Here is a 19,321-nt window from a genome sequence, read left to right on the forward strand (position 1 = left end):
GCTTCACGCGTGGACCGAGCCGGCCAGGGCCACGATGAGCGGCCCCAGCAGAGGCAGCACCACGTTCGAGATCGCATACGTGATCGTGTAGCCCAGCAAGGGCGTCGAGTTGCCGGCCGCGTTTTGCACGGCCGACAGGGCCGGCGTGCTGCACTGCTGGCCGGCGATGGCGCCCAGCAGCACGGGCGCTTCCAGCTTGAGGAAAAAGTGGCCTACCAGCAACGACAGCGAGGCGGGGACGACGGCGATGAGCACGCCCATCAGCGGCAGCGACAGCCCGTATTGGCGGATCAGATCGATCGCCTGCGGTCCCGACGCCAGGCCCACGCAGGCGATGAAGGTGGCCAGGCCGATATCTTTCATCATGTCGAGCGCGCTGGGGTGGATGCCCGGCATGCCCGGCTTTCTCGCCTGGTACCAGCCGAATACCAGGCCCGTCAGCAAGGCGCCGCCGCCCGTGCCCAGCGAAAACGGGATGCCGCCCAGCTTGGCGGTAAAGCCGCCGATATACACACCGAGCACGATGCCGATGCTGGCGTAGACGATATTGCTGCGGTCCCCGGTGGGCACGCGCTTGCCGATGGCGGCCAGCGCCGTGTTCAGTTCGCGCCCTTCCGCCGTGCCGTACAGGCGCAGCACGTCGTCGCGCTGCAGGGCCAGGTCCGGCAGGGGCGGCATGCTGTGCTCGCCACGCACGACGGCCGCCACATGCACGCCGGAAGGCAAGGCCAGCTTGCGCAGGGGCTGGCCCACGAGGGCCGCCTGCTGCAGCACCACTTCGACGGCCGAGACGGCCATGTTCAAGCCCGTCGTGTCGGCAAATTCTTCGCCCAGGATGGCTTCGGCCGCCACCAGCGCGGGACGGTGGCCGATCACCAGCACTTCATCGTTATTGCGCAGGCGCAGTGCCGGTTCCAGGTCCAGCACCTTGCCGTGCCGGCGCACGCGCGTGATGCTGGCGCGGCCCGCAAAAATATGCTGCAAGGCATCGAGACGGCGTCCCGCGCCACGGCTGATGCGGTAGGCGCGGCCCACCATGTCCGGCGTGGCCTGCGCGCCGTCGCCATCGGTCTGCGCGCCGCCCATCTTTTCCCACAGCTTGTCCGCTTCCTCGCGCAGGTTGACGCGCAGCAACAGCGGGAAAATCTGGCTGGTGACGATGACGATGGCGATCAGGCCGAAAATGTACGTGATGGAATATGCGGTGACCACGTTGGCCTGCAGCTCGGCGATGCGCGCGGCCGGCAGCGCCAGTTTCGAGATGGCATCCGTGGCCGTACCGACGACGGCCGATTCCGTCGCCGCACCCGCCATCATGCCGGCCGCCGTGCCCTGGTCCAGGCCGAGGAAACGCGTGGCCAGCAGCACCAGCGCCAGTACCACCACCACTTCGATCAGGCAGAGTATTCCCAAGCGCAAGCCCTTGGCATTCAGGTTGGCAAAGAACTGGGGACCGCCCGCATAGCCGAGGGCAAAGATGAACAGCATGAAGAAGACATTCTTGACGCTGGCGTCCAGCGTGATGCCCAGCTGGCCGATCAGCAGCGCGGCGATCAGGGTGCCGCACACGCCGCCCAGCTGGATGGGACCGAAGCGTATCTGCCCTACCGCGTAGCCGAGGGCCAGGGCCAGGAACAAAGCTAATTCCGGCACCTGGTGCAATACCGACGCGATCGAATCGAGCATGGACGAACCTTCGAAAAGTGACGGTTGGTTACCCGTTCTCGGGCTGGCAGGCGCTGGCGGATGAACGGGCGTACAGGAGCCCACGCAGCACCGGCCCTGAAGGCCCGTGCCGGGGAAATGTTGTTACGAGGAATCATGTTCGGTGAAAATTTTACAAGTGTCAACAGGTGTTCTGTTGAACTCGCCTTGCGTTTCATCAAACATCCTGCGCACGATTGAAGCGGTGGTTTGACACCGATCAACAAAACCACTAGTAATGATTTGGACGGTACCAAAGTGCCTTGCGCGCCAGCGGCGTCTCTTCCGGCAAGTCGGGATTGGCCAGTTCCAGCGTGTAGCGATGGGCCAGCTTCAGGCCATCGGCGAGACGGCCGAAATGCTGCTGGAACAGCTGCGCGAAACTGCCATCGGCAAGCATGCTTTCCAGTCCGATTTCAATATGGCGCGCCAGTTCCGGCCGGTGCTTGCCAACAAAAAAATACAGCGCGGCGGGGTAGCGGATGACCAGGTGGGTGTCTAAGTAACCCCCAATAAATTATTGTGATTTCTGACTTCCATAACCGGCGCTCTGCGGCGTTGCCCGCTGCTAGCAGTGCTTGCACTGCGTCGCAGTGGGCGCCTTGCATAGCATCCGGTTCTGTTCGTCATAAATTCACAATAATTTCCTGAGGATTACTTAGCGCCAGCGGCAATGGCGCGTGGCTGGCCAGCTCGCTTTGCGCCTCGATCACGGAACGGGGAAAGTAATCGATGCGCCCTGCCGCCAGTTGCCGGATCAGGCCACGGTCGATGGGGATGCGCACCGGCAGCAATTGCGTTTCGCGCTCACGACTCGTCATGGCCCAGACGACATCGACGCTGCCCGACGCCGTGGCGATTTCCTGCATCGCGCGCGTCTGCACCATGCGCAGTTCGGAACGGCGCAATGCATACGCCTGGCCCGAACGCGCCAGCGCCAGTTGCAGCAAAGCCGTCACATAGCCTTGCTGCGGATCATTGAGTGCCTGATGGCGCGGATACACGAGCGGCAGCGGCGACGACGTGCCGGCGGCGACCGCGCCCAACGGCCACAGGGCGGCAAGTTTGAGCAGGGGGCGGCGCTGCATGGCCCCTCCTTTCCAGCGCTTTCATAGCGTTCTTAACAGAATGACAGTATCGCGCAGCAGAGTACGCTTGTCGACTGGAACAGGGCAACTGTGTATCACGCGACAGCAGTTTCAGGCTGACCAGGAGCGGCTGGAATTAATCCAGATCAATAAAACCGCAAATAGAAAATAAATCTTGCGTGCTGCTCTGGACGACATGCGCACCGCTCGCCTACGCTGTTTTTTTATCTGAAAAACAAGAGGAACCCATGCAGACAGCACGCTTGAATATTATCGGGATGGATCACGAAGGCTGCGCCGACAGGCTGACGGGCGCGCTTGAGGCCGTCACGGGCGTGGCCACCGTATGCGTCTCGCTGGCGCGCCACGGCGCCACGGTGCAATTTGACGAACGGCTGGCCACGCAGGAGCGCCTGCTGGCCGCCGTCAACGACGCCGGCTTCATGGGCGAGGCCTCCGATGAGGAACAATTGCCATCTTGCAGCGGCGCCTGCGGTCACTGCCGCCATTGAACGCCGGCTGCGGCAATTCTCCGCTCCCCCTGCTCCGCTCAGCCTTCCCGCGCGCCCCGGTCGCGCAGATGCGCCAGCACGCGGCGCGGTCCCAGCGCCTGTAAATCGAACGGCGGCAGCTCGATGGCGTCGAGCGTATTCTTGAACAGCAGACCCAGCTCCGTATCGCCTTCCAGGCTCAAACGACGGCTGAAGAACAGTGTGTCAGGATCTTCCTGGCGCCGCGCCAGCAGCATCAGGTCATGCACGCTGGCGGCGATGCACAGGTCCGGCACGTCCACATAGCGCTCGGCCACGAACACCGTGCCCTGCCACTCGAAATCGAAGGCGATGCCCGCGTCGACCAGGCGCAAGCGCAGGCTGCGCCCCTCCAGGCTGCGCCGCACATCGTCGGGCAATTGCGGCGCCAGCAAGCGGTTCAGGCCTTGCACGAACAGCCAGGAGGCGGGATACGGCGGCAGCTTGGACAGCAATTCGGCCAGCGGTTCGGGCAGCCGGTACGACATGGCGGGCTTGCTCATGGCGGGCTTGGCCGGGATGGGCAATCTTTCCAGTTGATCTTGCATGGTGCTTCCTTTCGATGCGTTCAATGAGCGGCGTGCTGTTCCATGCCGGGCTGGCCGTGCCAGTAGCCGTCGCAAGCGCCGGCCGGCTGGCAGGCCGCCAGCTGGGCCTGGGCGCCCACGCCGCTGACCTGGCCACGGCGGGCGCGGTCGAAAATGGCGATGACTTGTTCCGTATGCATGGCCTGCGGGCTGATGCGCGCCACCGCCACGCCCATGTCGCGCATGGCGTCGAGTTCACGCACCAGGTTGTAGACGAGGGCAGACTGCGTCTGCGTGCCATTCAGGACGAGGAACGGCACCTCGTCGCGCGTGCGCAGCAGCAAGCCGTCCGGCTCTTCCAGGCAGCTGTAGCCGCAGTCGTCCTTCGGCAGGTTGCGGTTGCGCGCCGTGAAACAGCGCGCGGAAAACGCCAGCGGCATGCGGCCGTAGGCGAACACTTCCGTCTCCAGCCCTTCCGGTTTCTGGCGCTGCATCTCGGCCAGCGCCGTCTGCCCCATTTCCAGCGGCATCACCCAGCGCCGCGCGCCCAGGCGCGCCAGCAGTTGCAGGCTGGGGCCATTGAACAGGTTCAGATGGGGACCGGCGACGAAAGGCGCGCCCTTTTCCATGCAGTGCACGGCGCCCATGTCGTTGGCTTCGACCGTATAGCGGCCATTGCCCGTGATGCGGCGCAGGGTCGCCAGTTCGGCGCCCGCCTCGATCAGCGCCTGCGTCGACAGCACCACCTCTTTGCCGGCAGCGGCCAGCATGTCGGCGATATCGAGCCAGTCGGCCAGGCGCACTTCATGCCGACGCGAGCACACGGTTTCGCCCAGATACACGATCTCGACGGCGCTGCCGGCGATCTGCTGGTAAAACTCGAAGACGGTGGCGCGCGGCCAGTAGTACAGCAAGGGACCCAACGATAGTTTTAGCATGCCTTTTCCAGTATTTTTCAAGTTACAAAACCGTAGCGAGCGGCTCGCGGCGAGGCCGAGAAGCGCAGCCGTGCTCAAGCACGGTGAGCATCGCAGGCCGCGCCCCGGGACGCGCAGTAGGTTTTGCTATTTCCAGGAGCGGTGGTAAGCACCTAATGTGTGCTGCTGGCCTTCGGCCAGCTTGTCCATGGACGCCATCCAGCCCGGCTTGACGGCGTAGCGCGGATTGCCTTCGCGGCAGGCGTCGATCGCTTCGCGCCACACGCGCGTGACCTGCGCCACGTAGGCGGGACTGCGCTGGCGCCCTTCGATCTTCACGGCGCGCACGCCCATGGCGATCAGTTGCGGCAGCAGCGCCAGGGTATTCAGGCTGGCCGGCTCCTCGATCGCGTAATACTCTTCGTCATTGACTTCGAAACGCCCCTTGCACAGGGTGGGATAGCTGGCGTTTTCACCGGGAGCGTAGCGGTCGATCAGCACGCCGTTCAGGCGCGACTCCAGACCGTTCGGCGTTTCCAGCCAGCGCACAGCCTTGGCCGGCGAGCACACACCGTGGGTGTTCGGCGCCTCGCCCGTCGCATACGACGACAGCGCGCAGCGCCCTTCGACCATCACGCACAGGCTGCCGAAACCGAACACTTCGATCTCGACTTCCGTCTTGCTGATCAATTGTTCCACCTGCGCCATCGACAGCACGCGCGGCAGCACGGCGCGGGCGATGCCGAAGTGTTCATGATAAAAATTGATGGCTTCGTAGTTGGTGGCCGAGCCCTGCACGGACAGGTGCAGGCGCAGCTGCGGCTGGTGCTGGGCCGCGTAGGCCATCAGGCCCGGATCGGCCACGATCATGGCGTCGATGCCCGCTGCGGCGGCGCGGTCGATGGCGCTGCGCCACACGGCCCAGTTGTGCGGCTGCGGATAAGTGTTCAGCGCCAGCAGCACCTTGCGTCCATATTGATGGGCGTAGCGCACGCCCTCGGCGATGGCCTTCTCGTCAAAATTGAGGCCCGCGAAATTGCGCGCATTGGTGGCGTCGCGAAAGCCCAGGTACACGGTATCGGCGCCATTGTCGACGGCCGCTTTCAGGGCAGGCAGGCTGCCGGCGGGGCAGACCAGTTCCAGCGGTCCGGCCACGCGGGTGGCGGTAGTTGATTCAAGCATCATGATGTTCACAGTCCCGTATCGGCTCAGGGTGCAGACTATAGCCCCGCCCATGCCGCCCAGTCCTTGACGCAGGTGAAGGAATGCATGCATGGCTGGAGCACCTTCAACTTGCTTGACCTGGCTGTAAAATGCCCCACTTTTCTTCCTCTTCGATTGCCCACCATGACCCGCAAACCGCTGCTGATTTTCCTTCTGACCCTGTTCCTCACCGCGCTGCAAGTGCAGTGGGCCGGTCCGGCCGATGGCTATGACGCGGGGACCATCTCCGTGCTGTCACCGGAAGTGCTGGGCGCCTATCCGGGCGTGCTGCTGCTGTTCCTGCTGGCCGTGTTCGCGCGCCGCCAACTGCCGCTGCTGCGTCAGGCCGCCATCTGCACGGGCCTGCTGGCCATCTACTGGCTGCTGGCGAACTACGTCACGTTCGATACGCGCGTGGCCAGCTGGAGCACCTATACGCCGCTGGAAATCTGGGCCCACGTGCTGCCCGCCTCCGTCGCCAGCATCGCCGCCTGCGGCGCCGCGTTCTTTTGCGCGAGCTGGCTGATCCTGCGCGAAACGCGCTGGAACAAAACCGGCTGAAGTGGTTTTTTCACCTGGATCAAGGATACGCGAATCGCTTGCACGCCACCTTTGACGTCACTACATTTAGTAGATAACCTTCATAAAAACACCGCATGTTGTGTTTATTGGAGGTTTCATGACGACGAATGCAGTTTCCCCCACACGCGGCCAGGTCGATGTCGCCGCGTCCATCAATGAATACCTGGAGCGGCGCGACTGGCGCGTCAATGCCAACGCCAACCAGGGTTACTCGCTGGGTGGCCTGATCCTCAATGTGTCGGGCAAGGTCATCGCCAACTACTGGCTGGACCAGGTGTATCCGCCGGAAGTGGGCGCGGCGCACCGCGAAGCGGCGCTGCACATCCACGACCTCGACATGCTGGCCGGCTATTGCGCCGGCTGGTCGCTGCGCACCCTGCTGCATGAAGGCTTGAATGGCGTGCCGGGCAAGATCGAATCGGGCCCGCCGAAACACATGTCGAGCGCCATCGGCCAGATCGTCAATTTCCTCGGCACCCTGCAAAACGAATGGGCCGGCGCGCAGGCATTCAGCTCCTTCGACACCTACATGGCGCCCTACATCCGCAAGGACGGCCTGCGCTACGAAGACGTGCGCCAGTACATGCAGGAGCTGATCTTCAACCTCAACGTGCCATCGCGCTGGGGTACGCAGACGCCGTTTACCAACCTCACCTTCGACTGGGTCTGCCCGGACGACCTGCGCGAGCAGATTCCCGTCATCGCCGGCCAGGAGATGGACTTCAGCTATGGCGAGCTGCAGGCGGAGATGGACATGATCAACCGCGCCTACATCGAGATCATGATGGCGGGCGATGCCAAGGGCCGCGTCTTCACCTTTCCCATCCCGACCTATAACATCACCGAGGATTTCGACTGGCATAGCGACAACGCGGAACGCCTGTTCGAGATGACGGCCCGCTACGGCCTGCCCTACTTCCAGAATTTCATCAATTCGGAACTCAAGCCGAACATGATCCGCTCCATGTGCTGCCGCTTGCAACTGGACTTGCGCGAACTGCTGAAACGGGGCAATGGCCTGTTCGGTTCCGCCGAGCAGACGGGCTCACTGGGCGTGGTGACCATCAACTGTGCGCGCCTGGGCCACCTGTGGCGCGGCGACGAAGCGGCACTGATGGCCGACCTGGACCGCCTGCTGGAGCTGGGCAAAGTCAGCCTGGAAATCAAGCGCCGCACCATCGAAGAACTGATGCAGCAAGGCTTGTTCCCCTACACGAAGCGCTACCTGGGCACCCTGCGCAACCACTTTTCCACGCTGGGCGTGAACGGCATCAACGAGATGATCCGCAATTTCAGCGGCGACGCTTACGACATCACGTCCGCCGAGGGCCATGCGCTGGCGATACGCCTGCTCGACCACGTGCGCGCCCGCATGGTGGCATTCCAGGAAGAGACGGGCCACATGTACAACCTGGAAGCGACACCGGCCGAAGGCACGACGTACCGCTTTGCCCGCGAAGACCGCAAGCGCTATCCGGCCATCCTGCAGGCCGGCACCGTCGACAACCCGTATTACACGAACTCGTCGCAACTGCCCGTGGGCCACACGGACGACCCTTTCGAAGCGCTGGAATTGCAGGACGCGCTGCAGCGCAAGTACACGGGCGGCACGGTGCTGCACCTGTACATGACCGAAGCGCTGTCGGATGCGAATGCCTGCCGCGAACTGGTGAAACGCGCCCTGAGCCGCTTTTCGCTGCCCTACATCACGGTCACCCCCACGTTTTCCATCTGCCCGCGCCACGGCTACCTGGCCGGCAAACATGAATTCTGTCCCACCTGCGACGCGGAACTGATCGCCCGCAAACAAGCCCACCCTGTTCCATCACTTGAGGAAACACCATGAACGCACGTCCCGACTTCACTCCCGCCATCACCCTGCTCGACAGCGAACGCCAGCGCTGCGAAATCTGGACCCGCGTGATGGGCTACCACCGCCCCGTCGCCTCGTTCAACATCGGCAAGCAAGGCGAATTCCACGAGCGCCAGTACTTTACGGAAGCGAGCGCCCGGGTTGGCCAGCCCGCCTGCCGTGGCTGAGTTGAAAGTGGGCGGCCTGACGCCCTTTTCCGCCACCGACTACCCGGGCAAGCTGGCCGCCGTGGTCTTCGTGCAGGGCTGCCCCTGGCGTTGCGGCTATTGCCACAATCCGCACCTGCAGACGCGCACGCCGCAGGGCACCATGCCCTGGCAGGATGTACTGACCTGGCTGCGCCGCCGCGTGGGCCTGGTCGACGCCGTCGTCTTCAGCGGCGGCGAGGCGTGCATGGACCCGGCGCTGGCGCGCGCCATGCTCGACGTCAGGGAACTGGGGTTCGGCATCGGCCTGCACACGGCTTGCATCTATCCGCAGCGCCTGCAGGAAGTGCTGCCCCTGGTCGATTGGGTCGGCTTCGACATCAAGGCGCCGTTTGCCGACTATCGTCATGTGACCCGCGTGGCCGGCAGCGGCGACCCCGCGCGCGCCTGCCTGGACGCCATCCTCGCCAGCGGCGTCGCCTACGAATGCCGCACCACCACCCACCCGGACTTGCTGCCGGACGATCAGTTGCTGGCCCTGGCCACCACCCTGGCCGCGAAAGGCGTCGACAACTACGTGCTGCAGCAGTTCCGCGCCGAAGGCTGCGCGGACGCGGCGCTGGCCGGCCGCCCCCTGCACGGCTATCCAGCGGCGAGCACGGTGGCGCAAATCGGCGCCATGTTTCCGCGATTTACATTCCGTAATCATGGCAGTTGATCCCGCCGCCACATAATTGCCGAAAGCTCTACAAAATTCCCCGTTCTGCAACGCTGAAATGTCTGGCGTGCTGTAAGGTATCGACTGTGCCACGCAGCATGCGCAGCCCGTCAGATTCCTCACACCGCATTACAGATAAGCGTCATCCATGAACGATTTCACCGCAGTCAGCCCAGGCACCCCTTCCACCCACGCCGACATCCTGTACGGCCCGCCGCGACCGGATCTGCTGCGCGAAGAAGTGCTGGCCGACCTGCTGGAGGCGACGGCCCGCCGCTGTCCCGGACAAATCGCCCTGATCGACGGCGCGCGCCGCATCACATATGCCGAACTCGAAGCGCAAGCTGGCCTGGCCGCGTCGCGCCTGGTGGCGGCCGGCGTCAAGCCCGGCGACATCGTGGGCCTATGGCTGCCGCGCGGCGCCCCTCTGCTGCTGATGCAGGCGGCCATCGCCAAGGCGGGCGCCGCCTGGCTGCCCGTCGATGAAGACACGCCAGTGGAACGCCTGCAGGTGTGCCTCGATGACGCCAACGGCTTTGGCGTCGTCAGCTGCGCGCAGTTCGCGCCGCGCCTGTTTGACGCTGGCATCGTGCGCCCCGTGTGGACGGCGGAAAGCCTGCTGGCCCCCGCCGCACCGGGCGAACTGCTGCCCGCGCGCGCCACCGTCCTGCCCGAACACCCGGCGTATGTGATCTACACCTCGGGTTCCACGGGCAAACCCAAGGGCATATTGATCAATCAACGCAGCATCTGCCACTTCCTGCGCAGCGAAAACGCCGTGCTGGAAGTGGCGCAGTCCGACACCGTCTACCAGGGCTTTTCCGTCGCCTTCGACATGTCGTTCGAAGAAATCTGGATCGCCTACCTCGTGGGCGCCACCCTGTGGCTGGGACCGAAGGAAATCTCCGGCGACCCGGAAGCCTTGCCGCGCGCGCTGGCAACCAACCATGTCACCGTGCTGCACGCCGTGCCGACCTTGCTGGCCCTGTTTGCGGAGGAAGTACCGAGTCTGCGCCTGATCAACCTGGGCGGCGAGATGTGCCCCGAGTCCCTGGTCGAGCGCTGGTCGCGCCCGGGCCGCGCCATGTTCAACACCTATGGCCCCACGGAAGCGACCGTCTCGTGCAGCCTGGCGCGCCTGCGGCCCGGTGAACCCGTCACCATCGGCACGCCGCTGCCCAACTATGGCTTGCTGGTGCTGCAGGTGGCCGAGCCGGGTGAAAACCGTCCCCTGGTTTTGCTGGCGCGCGGCGAAACGGGGGAGCTGTGCATCATCGGCCCCGGCCTGGCGGAAGGCTACCTGGGCCGGCCCGACCTGACCGTGGAAAAATTCCTGCCCAATCCCTGGAGCACGGGGCCAGACGACGCACGCCTGTACCGCACGGGCGACCTGGCGCGCATCGATCTTGATGGCCAGGTGCTGTGCCTGGGGCGCGCCGACGACCAGGTGAAAATTCGCGGCTTTCGCGTGGAGCTGGGCGAGATCGAAGCCGTGCTGGCGCAGCAGGCGGGCGTGGGCACCGTGGCCGTGTTGCTGCGCAAGGACGATGGCATCGACCAGCTGGTGGCCTACATCGTCGGCAGCGACGATGCCCCCGACGATGCCCTGTCCACAAAAACCCTGCGCGCGGCCCTGAACCTGCATTTGCCGCCGTATATGGTGCCCGGCCGCTTCGAATTGCTGCCACTGATGCCGCGCCTGACTTCCGGCAAGATCGACAGAAAAGCCTTGAAAGCCATGCCCCTGTCCGCACCGCCGGCTGGCGAGGCGGGCGAATCGGACGTGCCGGAAACGCCGGCCGAAGCGGCCCTGTTCGCGGCGCTGGCCAAGCTGTTCCCGGGCCAGGCAATCTTGCGCCAGCTGGATTTTTTCAGCGACCTAGGAGGCCATTCCTTCCTGGCCGCCCGCCTGGCGTCCGCCCTGCGCGCCAATCCTGCCTACGCCCACATGACGGTGCGCGACATTTATCACAATCGCCAGATCGGCAAGATCGCCGCCGTGCTGAACGAAGCGCCCGCGCTGGCCACGCCGGAAGCGGATTGGACACCGCCATCGGCCATGAAGCGCTGGCTGTGCGGCGCGGCGCAGGCGGCGGCCGTGCCGGGCCTCGTCACCCTGCGCATGGCGCAGTGGATGGCGCCCTTCTTTACCTATCACTTCTTCACGGGCGACACGGGAGACACCGTGCCGCGCGCCATCGCCGCCTCGATAGTCGTGTTCTTGCTCGCCACCCTGGCCGAATTTGCCATCGCGATTGCCGGCAAGTGGCTGATTGCCGGGCGTTTGAAGCCGGGCAGCTATCCACTGTGGGGCGTCACCTACTACCGCTGGTGGCTGGCCGACCGCCTGGTCGAATCGGCGCCCACGTATCTGCTCAGCGGCTCGTCGCTGAACAGCTGGTGGCTGCGCGCGCTGGGCGCGAAAGTCGGCAAGGAAGTGGTCATCGGCTCGATGACCCTGCGTGCGCCCGACCTGCTGTCCATCGGCGACAACGTCAGCGTGGGCAATGCCGTCAACTTTGAAAACGCCCGCGTCGAACGGGGCCGTTTGCTGCTGGGCCAGATCAGCATCGGCGACGATGCCTGCATCAGCTCTTACGCCATCATGGAGGGCAATACCAAGGTGGGCGCCTTCGGCCACCTGGAGGGACAGTCCGCGCTGGCCGATGGCGTGAGCGTGCCGGCGGGCAGGGTCTGGACCGGTTCGCCCGCGCGCGACATCGGCCCCTACGACCGGGCCAGCCAGCCGCCGCGCCCCGCCGTCTCGCGCCTGCGCCTGACGGGCGAAACCCTGTTCTTCTGCTTCGGCATGGTCCTCATCGCCGTGCTGTTCTTCATGCCCGTCTTCCCAAGCTTCGTGCTGATCGACTGGTTCGACGAGCGCGAAATGATGCCGTGGCTGCAGGGCCGCGACGTGACGACCCAGCTGGCCCGCTACTTCCTGCTGGCCTTCCCCGCCAGCGCCGTGCTGATCGTGCTGACGGCCCTGCTGTCGGCCGCCATCCGCTGGGGCGCGCTGCCCCGCCTGAAGCCGGGCAGCTCGCCCGTGCACAGCAATATCTATTGCGCCAAGTGGCTGGTCAGCCATATCCAGGAATCGAGCCTGAACGTCCTGCACGGCATCTACGCCACCGTGTACGCGCCGTACTGGTACCGCCTGCTGGGCGCCAAGGTCGGCAAGGGCGCCGAGATTTCCACGGCGCTCGGCGTGGTGCCCGACATGCTGACCCTGGGCGACGACACCTTCATCGCCGACGCCGTCATGCTGGGCGACGAGCAGATCGACGGCGGCTGGATGACCATGCGCCCCACCGTCATCTCGCACCGCAGCTTTGTCGGCAACGGCAGTTATATCCCGGACGGCACCGTGCTGCCCGAGCACGTGCTGATCGGCGTGCACACGCATGCGCCGCGCAATGAACAGATGCACAGCGGCGATACCTGGCTCGGCTCCCCGCCCATGCATTTGCCCGCGCGCGAACAGGTCAGCGGTTTTGCCGAGCACCTGACCTTCAAGCCATCGCTGTTGCGCCGCCTGGGCCGCAGCCTGATCGAAGCGTTCCGCATCGTCGCGCCGCACGCGGTGGTGATCGCCGTCGGCTATACCCTGGTGCTGGACGTGATGCCGATCGCGGGCGCCGGGCGCTGGGGCGAAGTGGTGGGCGACCTGGCCATTGCCGGCATCGCCTACGGCATCGGCAATTTTTTGGTGGTGGTGCTGTTCAAGTGGCTGCTGCTGGGACGCTACCGCAAGCACGCGGCGCCCATGTGGACGCCGTTCGTGTGGATTTCGGAAGGTGTCACCAACCTGTACGAAGGCATCGCCGTGCCCAACTTCATGCGCTACCTGCGCGGCACGCCGTGGCTGCCGCTGGCTTTCCGCCTGTTCGGCTGCAAGATCGGCCGCGGCGTCTACATGGACACGACGGACATCACGGAATTCGACTGCGTGCACATCGGCGACTACAGCGAATTGAACGCCCTGACCTGTCCGCAAACGCATTTGTTCGAGGACCGCGTGATGAAGATCGACCACGTGGACATCGGCCAGCGCGTCTACATGGGTCCGCGCAGCTCGGTGCTGTACAGCGCCAAGGTGGGCGACAATGCGCGCCTGGGGCCGTTGACCCTGGTGATGAAGGGTGAACACATCCCCGCCGGCAGCAACTGGGCGGGATGTCCGGCGGCGCCATTGCGTAGCTGAGCGCAGCGGATGGATGCCACCGTGCTGTGGTCGGGCGACGGCGTGCTGGTGATCGGCATCGCCGCCGTTCTGCCGCGCTGGGAGGCCCGCTTGCGCATCCGCGCCGCCGTGCGGGCAGCGGCGGCGCAGTGGCTGAAGATGGATATTGAATCGATTTCGCTGGAGTCGATGCCGGGTGCTCCTCCCCGTTTGCTGCTGGCCGGCCGCGCGGCAGGTTTGTCATTGACCCATGATGACGGCATGTCGCTGGCCGCCATCCATCTGCATGGCGCTGTCGGCATCGACGCGATGCGCGTGCAAGATATTCCCGACTGGGCGAATCTGGCACGCGATTACCTGGGGCCGCAGGTGACGCAGGAACTGGCCGCCTGCCCCGATGCACAGCGCCCGCTGCGGTTGGCGCAGGCGTGGACGGCGCGCGAGGCGGCGCTCAAGTGCGTGGGCAGGCAGTTGACGGAGTGGGATGGGGTGGCATTGAATTGCAATGTACAGCACATCGCCTTGCAGGACGGATTTGTCGCGATGCTGGCAACCCCAAAGACGGAAACTGGGGTCGGACCCTGAGGGTCCGACCCCGGCCTTTTTGCCGTTGGGTTGATTCGCTATCAATCCTCTTTACCGTCAGCCGCCCCACCGATCTGGACGAAAATCAGTTTTGCGATAATACTGACGAGCAGTCCCAGCACCCCGATCAATTCCAGCATGGTCTTTCCTTTGCAGTGACAGCAGACCAGGCCACTGTAACGCGAACGACGGGGCCGGGCCAATATCAAATCCGGCAGTCTCCGATCTCGAAAAGGCATACGATTGATTTCCATCAGACAGTTCCGCTATTTTGTCGAAGTCGTCGATGCAGGCAGCTACTCGCGTGCGGCGGAAAAGCTGTACATTGCGCAGTCGGCCCTGAGCCGGCAGATCAAGGAGCTGGAAAGCGAGGTGCAAGCACTGCTGCTGACGCGCGACGCGCGCCATATCGAACTCACGCCCGCCGGACAGGTATTTTATGAACGGGCAAAGCGCATCCTCGAAGACATCGATGAAACCGTGCGCCAGACGCGCCACGTGGGGCAAGGCGCGCAAGGCATCATCCGCCTGCTGCATTCAAGCTCCGTCACCCTCACGCCCGCCATCGGCGCCGTGCTGAACCGCCTGCTGGCGCAGTTTCCCGGTGTGACGCTGGACGTGTCGAAAGGCTCGTCGGAAAACCAGGCGGCTGACATCGAAGAAGGCCGTGCCGACCTGGGCCTGGTGCGCCTGCCCACCCTGCGCAAGCACGCCAATATCGTCGTGCGCGAACTGTTTGCGGAAAAGCTGGTGGTGGCCGTGTCAGCGATGTCGCCGCTGGCCGCGCTGCAGCGCACGACGATTGCCGCCCTGCGCGACGAGGCCTTCGTCTCGATCCCGCACAAGGACCGCGGGGGCCTCAGTTACCTGGTGGCGGGCCTGTGCCTGGCGCAGGGTTTCTTTCCGAAGGCGGCGCGCGCCCTGTCGCGCAAGACCTCGCAGCTGAACCTGATCGAGGCCAACATGGGCATCGCCATCGTCCCCGACAGCATGCGCCTGGTGGCGCCGCCCGGCGTGCGTTTTATTGCGCTGCCCGACGAGGAGTCGCATTCAGTCGTGGGCCTGATCTCGCCGCGCGCGGCGGGCGGCATGGTGGCCGCGTTTACGGAAGCGTTCGTGCGCGAAATGAACGCATTGGCAATAACGGATTAACCTTCCGCATACAGCGCCGCATCCACGTCGCGCACGGCCGCCATCAGCAGGGCCAGTTTCATGACATCGAGCTTGCCATCGGTGCGCACGCGCGAGCACAGGTCGATGCCGTAGGGCCGCACCTGGCGCAGCGCGTCCGTCACATTGTTGGCATCGAGGCCGCCGGCGAGGAAGACGGGACGGGGACTGGCGCGCACGAAGCGCGCACTGATGGACCAGTCGTGCGTGCGGCCCGTGCCGCCCAGTTCCGGGACCGGCGCGCCAGGGCGGCCGGAGTCAAGCAGGAAGGCATGCACATGGGGCGCGTAGGCGGGAATCAATTCCAAAGCCTCGGGCCCTTCCACATGGATCACCTGTACGCGCCGCACATGCGGCAGCAGGCGCGCCAGCTCCTCGACTTCACGCGGGTCGATATGCCCGACGATCTGCACGGTCGATGGCTGCGTGGCGCGCACGTGTTCGGCGATGGCTTGCGCCGTCGTCTCGGACGTCAGCAGAAACGTGGCCACGGGTGGTGGCGTCCAGGCGGCGATCTGCGCGATGCACGCGTCGGGAATCGGACCGGGGCCGGACGGCATGGCCGCCACCAGGCCCAGCGCGTCGGCGCCGGCGGCAATCGCCAGTTGCGCTTCGTCGATGGAAGCGATGCAGCAGATCTTGATGCGGGTTCTCATGGCCTTGCGTGTTCAAATGGGATGAGCAACATTACAACACAGGGCCGCGCGCGCACCAAGACACGCGGTCAAGGCCGCACACGATGTGTGCCAGAATGGGGACATTTTCCACTTACCGACGATTCCATGGCCGACTACAAAAACCCCAGCTACGTGGCCCGCTCCATGCACCCGCGTTTCGATGAACTGACCTCGCCCGGCGAAGCCGTGCCGTACTCGGGCATCTACCGCTGCGACGGCTGCGCGCACGAGATCGTGTCGACGGAAGGCCACATCATGCCACCGCAAAACCACCATCAGCACAGCAGCGAGCAAGGTGCCATCCGCTGGCGCCTGATCGTCAGTCCGCGCTGATTGACAGGCGCCTGTTGGCGGACGATACTGGATTCAGCCGGCATCGCCATTGGAACGTCACTGGAACACCAGCATGCGCATCGTCGATTTTGAAGTCCGCAAGGAGTGTCCGCCGCAGCTGTGCGACTGCGAACGCGAGCGCCTGCTCGACGATCCGCAGGCGGACCTTGCCATCCTGCGCCTGAACCTGACGGAAGAAAAGCGTTTGCTGGCGCACATCGAGGGCATCGCCACGTATGCGCAGTTGCAAAAGCTGCAACTGCTGTTGAAGAGCAACCTGGGCGTGCAATTGCAGATCGCACCGGGCAGCGGCGAAGTGCGCACCGTGCGCGGCTTCCAGATCCGCCTGCTGGAGCAACCGGGCCTGTGCCGCAAGACGCGCGCCGCCATTCCGGCCGCCGTGCGGCGCTGCCTGGCCGCGCATCCCGAGATCGCGTTTGCGATATTGAATGAAAACGATTTGCTGGGCGGAGTGTGAGCAGAGTAGGTCGGATTAGCGGAGCGTAATCCGACACAATTGTTGGCCTCGCAATGTCGGATTACGCGGTTCCCGCTAATCCGACCTACGCCTACGCCGCTGACCCCTGTTTTACGCTGCGTGTATCTCGATCACTTTCTTGCCCTTGGCCTCACGCGCGCGCAGCTGCCCGCAGCCCCCTTCCACATCCTGCCCGGCCGAATCGCGCAATTTGGTCAGCACGCCGCGCGCATGCAGGGCGGCGGCGATGGCGCGCGCCTTTTCCCAGCTGGGACGCTTGAACGGCAAGTCGTCGATGGTGTTGTACGGGATCATGTTCAGTACCGCGTACTTGCCCTGCAAGAGCGCCACGATGCCGTCCATCTCGTCCTCGCCATCGTTGATACCTTCCATCAGGGTCCACTGGTACTGCACCGGGTAGCCGGTCAGGCGCGCATACGACTCGCCGAACTCCACCAGTTCGCGCGGCGTCAGGCGCGGCGCGCGCGGCAGCAGCTGTTCGCGCAGCTCCGGCTTGGTCGTGTGCAGGGACAGCGCCAGCGCCGGCTTGACCCTTCCCTGCGGCAAGCGCTCGAAGGCGCGCGGGTCGCCCACCGTGGAAAACACCAGGTTCTTGTGGCCGATATTGCCCTCGGTACCCAGCAGCTCGATCGCTTCCATCACATTGTTCAGGTTATGCGCCGGTTCGCCCATGCCCATGAAGACGACTTTTTTCACGGGGCGCATGGTGCGCGCCAGTACCACCTGCGCGACGATCTCGCCACTGGTGACTTGCCGGATCAAGCCGTCGCGGCCCGTCATGCAGAACTGGCAGCCGACGGCGCAACCGACCTGGCTGGACACGCACAGGCCGTCGCGCGGCAGCAGCACGCTTTCCACCGTCTGGCCGTCGTGCAGTCCCACCAGCAGGCGCGCGGAACCGTCCGCGCCCGGATGGGTGCTGAGCAGTTTCAGCATGCCCTGCAATTCGAGGTCGAGCGCGGGCAAGGCCTCGCGCACGGGCAACGGCAAAAAATCCTCGGCGCGGCGCCGGCCCTGGTCGTGCGGCTGCCCCTGGATCCAGTCGCGCAGCACGCGCTGTTCGTGCAGGGGCTTGGCACCCAAGGCGCGCAGGCGCTGACGGAGATGATCGATTTGCATGGATTCTGAATAAAAAAACGGCGCGCAGGAATGAAGCCAGCGCGCCGTGTTACAGGTAAAAGCGTTAGACCTTCTTGACGAACTCAGTTTTGAGGCTCATGGAACCGAAACCGTCGATCTTGCAGTCGATATCATGGTCGCTGTCGACCAGGCGGATGTTCTTGACCTTGGTGCCCATCTTGACGACACCGCCGCCGCCCTTCAATTTCAAGTCCTTGATGACGCTGACCGTGTCGCCATCCTGCAGGATATTGCCGGCCGAATCGCGGTACACCTTGGCGCCCTCTTCCGCTGCATCTGCAGCCGTGGCCGACCATTCATGCGCGCATTCAGGGCAGATCAACTGGCTGCCGTCTTCATACGTGAATTCGGATTTGCATTGCGGGCATGGTGGTAATGTGCTCATTTTCTTCTCTGTCTGGTGAACAGCGCGTGCTGTAAAAGCCGACATTATACTGCCTACGCCCTGCATCAGCTTGCTTTTTTCACCATCATTATCAAGGGCGGCGAATAATCTCGATGGTGCTGTGGACAATCTCCTCGTGGATGCCGATGCGCGCGCGCAGCTCGGCGCCTGTCAGCGTGGGGTCGCGGCTGACGACGGACAAGGCGCACGAATACAGCTGCTTGCCGACTCGCCACACGTGCAGGTCGACGATGCGCGGCGTGTCGCCGGCGCTTTCCACCTCCACGGCCTCGCGGATTTCCACCACCACGGGATGGTCCATCTCGCGGTCCAGCAAGACCTTGCCCGTCTCGTGCATCAGCTTTTTCGCCCACAGTGCCACCAGCACGGCACCGACGATGCCCATCACGGGATCGAGCCAGCGCCAGCCGTAAGCCCACGCGCCGCCCAGCGCAACGATGGCCAGCACGGACGTGGCGGCGTCGGCCAGCACGTGGATGTAGGCGGCCTTCATGTTCAGGTCTTCTCCATGGTGGTGGCCATGGTGATCATGATGGTCGTGCTGCTCGTGACCATGGTGGTGATCATGGTCGTGGTGGCCGCCGAGGATCAGCGCGCACACCAGGTTCACCAGCAAACCGAAAGCCGCCACCGCCATCGCCTGCGGATAGTGGATGGGCTGCGGCGAGAACAGGCGTTCCAGCGAAGCGAACACCATCAGCGCAGCCACGCCCAGCAGCAGGATGGCGCTGGTGTAGCCGGCCAGCACCTCGATCTTCCACGTGCCGAAAGCGAAGCGGGGGTCGCGCGCATAGCGGCGCGCCGCCGCATACGCAAACGCGGCCAGGCCGATGGCCAGTGCGTGCGAACTCATATGCCAGCCATCGGCCAGCAGGGCCATGGAGTTGTACCACCAGCCGGCGACGATTTCCAGCACCATGGTGGCCAGGGTGATCCACATGACGATGCGCGCGCGGCGTTCCGCCTTGTCGCTGGCCCCGCCAAAGACGTGTTCGTGCTGCCAGGCGGATAGGTCTTCCTCGATATGCTGCAGTTGCATG

At 64.5% G+C, this 19,321-nt stretch carries 20 protein-coding genes; 10 read left to right on the plus strand and 10 right to left on the minus strand.

Features of this window, described 5'->3' with window-relative positions:
* Positions 1-3: 3 nt before the first annotated feature.
* The 3 genes from aspT to CLU93_RS02020 all read right to left on the minus strand — a co-directional run bounded on the left by aspT (position 4) and on the right by CLU93_RS02020 (position 2,792).
* Positions 4-1,686, minus strand: a complete 1,683-nt coding sequence (aspT, locus tag CLU93_RS02010) for an aspartate-alanine antiporter (protein WP_099759792.1) — start codon at positions 1,684-1,686, stop codon at positions 4-6.
* A gap of 250 nt (positions 1,687-1,936) precedes the next feature.
* Positions 1,937-2,104, minus strand: a complete 168-nt coding sequence (locus CLU93_RS28125) for a hypothetical protein (protein ID WP_180287787.1) — start codon at positions 2,102-2,104, stop codon at positions 1,937-1,939.
* A gap of 226 nt (positions 2,105-2,330) precedes the next feature.
* A complete protein-coding gene (locus tag CLU93_RS02020) occupies positions 2,331-2,792 on the minus strand; it encodes a hypothetical protein (RefSeq protein ID WP_099759794.1) in 462 nt (153 codons plus the stop codon).
* A 248-nt stretch (positions 2,793-3,040) separates the two neighbouring features.
* Here CLU93_RS02020 and CLU93_RS02025 point away from each other — a divergent pair, with 248 nt between their 5' ends.
* Positions 3,041-3,304, plus strand: coding sequence for a heavy-metal-associated domain-containing protein (locus tag CLU93_RS02025; RefSeq protein ID WP_071078113.1), 264 nt, complete (start codon positions 3,041-3,043; stop codon positions 3,302-3,304).
* Between the two features lie 38 nt (positions 3,305-3,342).
* On the opposite strand, the gene ubiT is transcribed toward CLU93_RS02025, so the two are convergent.
* The 3 genes from ubiT to ubiU all read right to left on the minus strand — a co-directional run bounded on the left by ubiT (position 3,343) and on the right by ubiU (position 5,951).
* Positions 3,343-3,870: a ubiquinone anaerobic biosynthesis accessory factor UbiT gene (ubiT, locus tag CLU93_RS02030; RefSeq protein WP_099759795.1), complete on the minus strand. Its 528-nt coding sequence runs from the start codon at positions 3,868-3,870 to the stop codon at positions 3,343-3,345.
* 20 nt (positions 3,871-3,890) lie between these two features.
* Complete coding sequence (ubiV, locus tag CLU93_RS02035) at positions 3,891-4,787, minus strand: ubiquinone anaerobic biosynthesis protein UbiV (protein ID WP_099759796.1); 897 nt, start codon at positions 4,785-4,787, stop codon at positions 3,891-3,893.
* 126 nt (positions 4,788-4,913) lie between these two features.
* Positions 4,914-5,951, minus strand: a complete 1,038-nt coding sequence (gene ubiU, locus CLU93_RS02040) for a ubiquinone anaerobic biosynthesis protein UbiU (RefSeq protein ID WP_441326502.1) — start codon at positions 5,949-5,951, stop codon at positions 4,914-4,916.
* Between the two features lie 162 nt (positions 5,952-6,113).
* Between ubiU and CLU93_RS02045 the strand changes: the two genes are divergently transcribed.
* From CLU93_RS02045 to CLU93_RS02075, 7 genes are all read left to right on the plus strand, one after another.
* Positions 6,114-6,530: a hypothetical protein gene (locus CLU93_RS02045; RefSeq protein WP_099759797.1), complete on the plus strand. Its 417-nt coding sequence runs from the start codon at positions 6,114-6,116 to the stop codon at positions 6,528-6,530.
* 118 nt (positions 6,531-6,648) lie between these two features.
* The gene (locus CLU93_RS02050; RefSeq protein WP_099759798.1) at positions 6,649-8,397 is read left to right on the plus strand and encodes a ribonucleoside triphosphate reductase; all 1,749 of its coding nucleotides are present in this window, start codon (positions 6,649-6,651) and stop codon (positions 8,395-8,397) included.
* Complete coding sequence (gene nrdD / locus CLU93_RS02055) at positions 8,394-8,591, plus strand: anaerobic ribonucleoside-triphosphate reductase (RefSeq protein ID WP_071078116.1); 198 nt, start codon at positions 8,394-8,396, stop codon at positions 8,589-8,591. Before CLU93_RS02050 ends, nrdD begins: the two co-directional genes overlap by 4 nt.
* Positions 8,584-9,288, plus strand: coding sequence for an anaerobic ribonucleoside-triphosphate reductase activating protein (locus CLU93_RS02060; protein WP_373629710.1), 705 nt, complete (start codon positions 8,584-8,586; stop codon positions 9,286-9,288). Before nrdD ends, CLU93_RS02060 begins: the two co-directional genes overlap by 8 nt.
* Before the next feature lie 148 nt (positions 9,289-9,436).
* Positions 9,437-13,492: a Pls/PosA family non-ribosomal peptide synthetase gene (locus tag CLU93_RS02065; protein WP_099759799.1), complete on the plus strand. Its 4,056-nt coding sequence runs from the start codon at positions 9,437-9,439 to the stop codon at positions 13,490-13,492.
* A gap of 9 nt (positions 13,493-13,501) precedes the next feature.
* Positions 13,502-14,056 (plus strand): 4'-phosphopantetheinyl transferase family protein, encoded by a 555-nt coding sequence (locus tag CLU93_RS02070; protein ID WP_099759800.1) that lies wholly within the window; start codon positions 13,502-13,504, stop codon positions 14,054-14,056.
* Between the two features lie 243 nt (positions 14,057-14,299).
* Entirely contained in the window at positions 14,300-15,208 is a 909-nt protein-coding gene (locus CLU93_RS02075; RefSeq protein WP_099759801.1) for a LysR family transcriptional regulator, read from the plus strand.
* Here the strand turns inward: CLU93_RS02075 and CLU93_RS02080 are convergent.
* Positions 15,205-15,882, minus strand: a complete 678-nt coding sequence (locus CLU93_RS02080) for a phosphoribosylanthranilate isomerase (protein ID WP_099759802.1) — start codon at positions 15,880-15,882, stop codon at positions 15,205-15,207. The genes CLU93_RS02075 and CLU93_RS02080 overlap by 4 nt on opposite strands.
* A gap of 126 nt (positions 15,883-16,008) precedes the next feature.
* Here CLU93_RS02080 and CLU93_RS02085 point away from each other — a divergent pair, with 126 nt between their 5' ends.
* Entirely contained in the window at positions 16,009-16,236 is a 228-nt protein-coding gene (locus tag CLU93_RS02085) for a hypothetical protein (protein ID WP_071078121.1), read from the plus strand.
* A gap of 73 nt (positions 16,237-16,309) precedes the next feature.
* Positions 16,310-16,714, plus strand: coding sequence for a hypothetical protein (locus tag CLU93_RS02090; protein ID WP_099759803.1), 405 nt, complete (start codon positions 16,310-16,312; stop codon positions 16,712-16,714).
* A 111-nt stretch (positions 16,715-16,825) separates the two neighbouring features.
* Here CLU93_RS02090 and CLU93_RS02095 read toward each other — a convergent pair whose 3' ends face one another.
* The 3 genes from CLU93_RS02095 to dmeF all read right to left on the minus strand — a co-directional run bounded on the left by CLU93_RS02095 (position 16,826) and on the right by dmeF (position 19,320).
* A complete protein-coding gene (locus CLU93_RS02095; RefSeq protein WP_099759804.1) occupies positions 16,826-17,854 on the minus strand; it encodes an RNA methyltransferase in 1,029 nt (342 codons plus the stop codon).
* Between the two features lie 64 nt (positions 17,855-17,918).
* Positions 17,919-18,260: a zinc ribbon domain-containing protein YjdM gene (locus CLU93_RS02100; RefSeq protein ID WP_099759805.1), complete on the minus strand. Its 342-nt coding sequence runs from the start codon at positions 18,258-18,260 to the stop codon at positions 17,919-17,921.
* A 91-nt stretch (positions 18,261-18,351) separates the two neighbouring features.
* Positions 18,352-19,320 (minus strand): CDF family Co(II)/Ni(II) efflux transporter DmeF, encoded by a 969-nt coding sequence (gene dmeF / locus CLU93_RS02105; protein ID WP_099759806.1) that lies wholly within the window; start codon positions 19,318-19,320, stop codon positions 18,352-18,354.
* Between the last annotated feature and the right edge of the window lies 1 nt (position 19,321).

Source organism: Janthinobacterium sp. 35 (assembly GCF_002754575.1).
Taxonomy (GTDB): Bacteria; Pseudomonadota; Gammaproteobacteria; order Burkholderiales; family Burkholderiaceae_D; genus Janthinobacterium; species Janthinobacterium tructae.

What these genes read in the sequence shown, in the direction of transcription:
- CLU93_RS02045 (WP_099759797.1), top strand. Translation starts at nt 6,114, where the DNA reads ATGACCCGCAAACCGCTGCTGATTTTCCTTCTGACCCTGTTCCTCACC.
- CLU93_RS02085 (WP_071078121.1), top strand. Translation starts at nt 16,009, where the DNA reads ATGGCCGACTACAAAAACCCCAGCTACGTGGCCCGCTCCATGCACCCG.
- dmeF (WP_099759806.1), bottom strand. Translation starts at nt 19,320, where the DNA reads ATGCAACTGCAGCATATCGAGGAAGACCTATCCGCCTGGCAGCACGAA.
- CLU93_RS02050 (WP_099759798.1), top strand. Translation starts at nt 6,649, where the DNA reads ATGACGACGAATGCAGTTTCCCCCACACGCGGCCAGGTCGATGTCGCC.
- ubiU (WP_441326502.1), bottom strand. Translation starts at nt 5,951, where the DNA reads ATGATGCTTGAATCAACTACCGCCACCCGCGTGGCCGGACCGCTGGAA.
- CLU93_RS02090 (WP_099759803.1), top strand. Translation starts at nt 16,310, where the DNA reads ATGCGCATCGTCGATTTTGAAGTCCGCAAGGAGTGTCCGCCGCAGCTG.
- CLU93_RS02080 (WP_099759802.1), bottom strand. Translation starts at nt 15,882, where the DNA reads ATGAGAACCCGCATCAAGATCTGCTGCATCGCTTCCATCGACGAAGCG.
- ubiV (WP_099759796.1), bottom strand. Translation starts at nt 4,787, where the DNA reads ATGCTAAAACTATCGTTGGGTCCCTTGCTGTACTACTGGCCGCGCGCC.
- aspT (WP_099759792.1), bottom strand. Translation starts at nt 1,686, where the DNA reads ATGCTCGATTCGATCGCGTCGGTATTGCACCAGGTGCCGGAATTAGCT.
- CLU93_RS28125 (WP_180287787.1), bottom strand. Translation starts at nt 2,104, where the DNA reads ATGCTTGCCGATGGCAGTTTCGCGCAGCTGTTCCAGCAGCATTTCGGC.
- CLU93_RS02095 (WP_099759804.1), bottom strand. Translation starts at nt 17,854, where the DNA reads ATGCAAATCGATCATCTCCGTCAGCGCCTGCGCGCCTTGGGTGCCAAG.
- CLU93_RS02070 (WP_099759800.1), top strand. Translation starts at nt 13,502, where the DNA reads ATGGATGCCACCGTGCTGTGGTCGGGCGACGGCGTGCTGGTGATCGGC.
- CLU93_RS02020 (WP_099759794.1), bottom strand. Translation starts at nt 2,792, where the DNA reads ATGCAGCGCCGCCCCCTGCTCAAACTTGCCGCCCTGTGGCCGTTGGGC.
- ubiT (WP_099759795.1), bottom strand. Translation starts at nt 3,870, where the DNA reads ATGCAAGATCAACTGGAAAGATTGCCCATCCCGGCCAAGCCCGCCATG.
- CLU93_RS02025 (WP_071078113.1), top strand. Translation starts at nt 3,041, where the DNA reads ATGCAGACAGCACGCTTGAATATTATCGGGATGGATCACGAAGGCTGC.
- nrdD (WP_071078116.1), top strand. Translation starts at nt 8,394, where the DNA reads ATGAACGCACGTCCCGACTTCACTCCCGCCATCACCCTGCTCGACAGC.
- CLU93_RS02065 (WP_099759799.1), top strand. Translation starts at nt 9,437, where the DNA reads ATGAACGATTTCACCGCAGTCAGCCCAGGCACCCCTTCCACCCACGCC.
- CLU93_RS02100 (WP_099759805.1), bottom strand. Translation starts at nt 18,260, where the DNA reads ATGAGCACATTACCACCATGCCCGCAATGCAAATCCGAATTCACGTAT.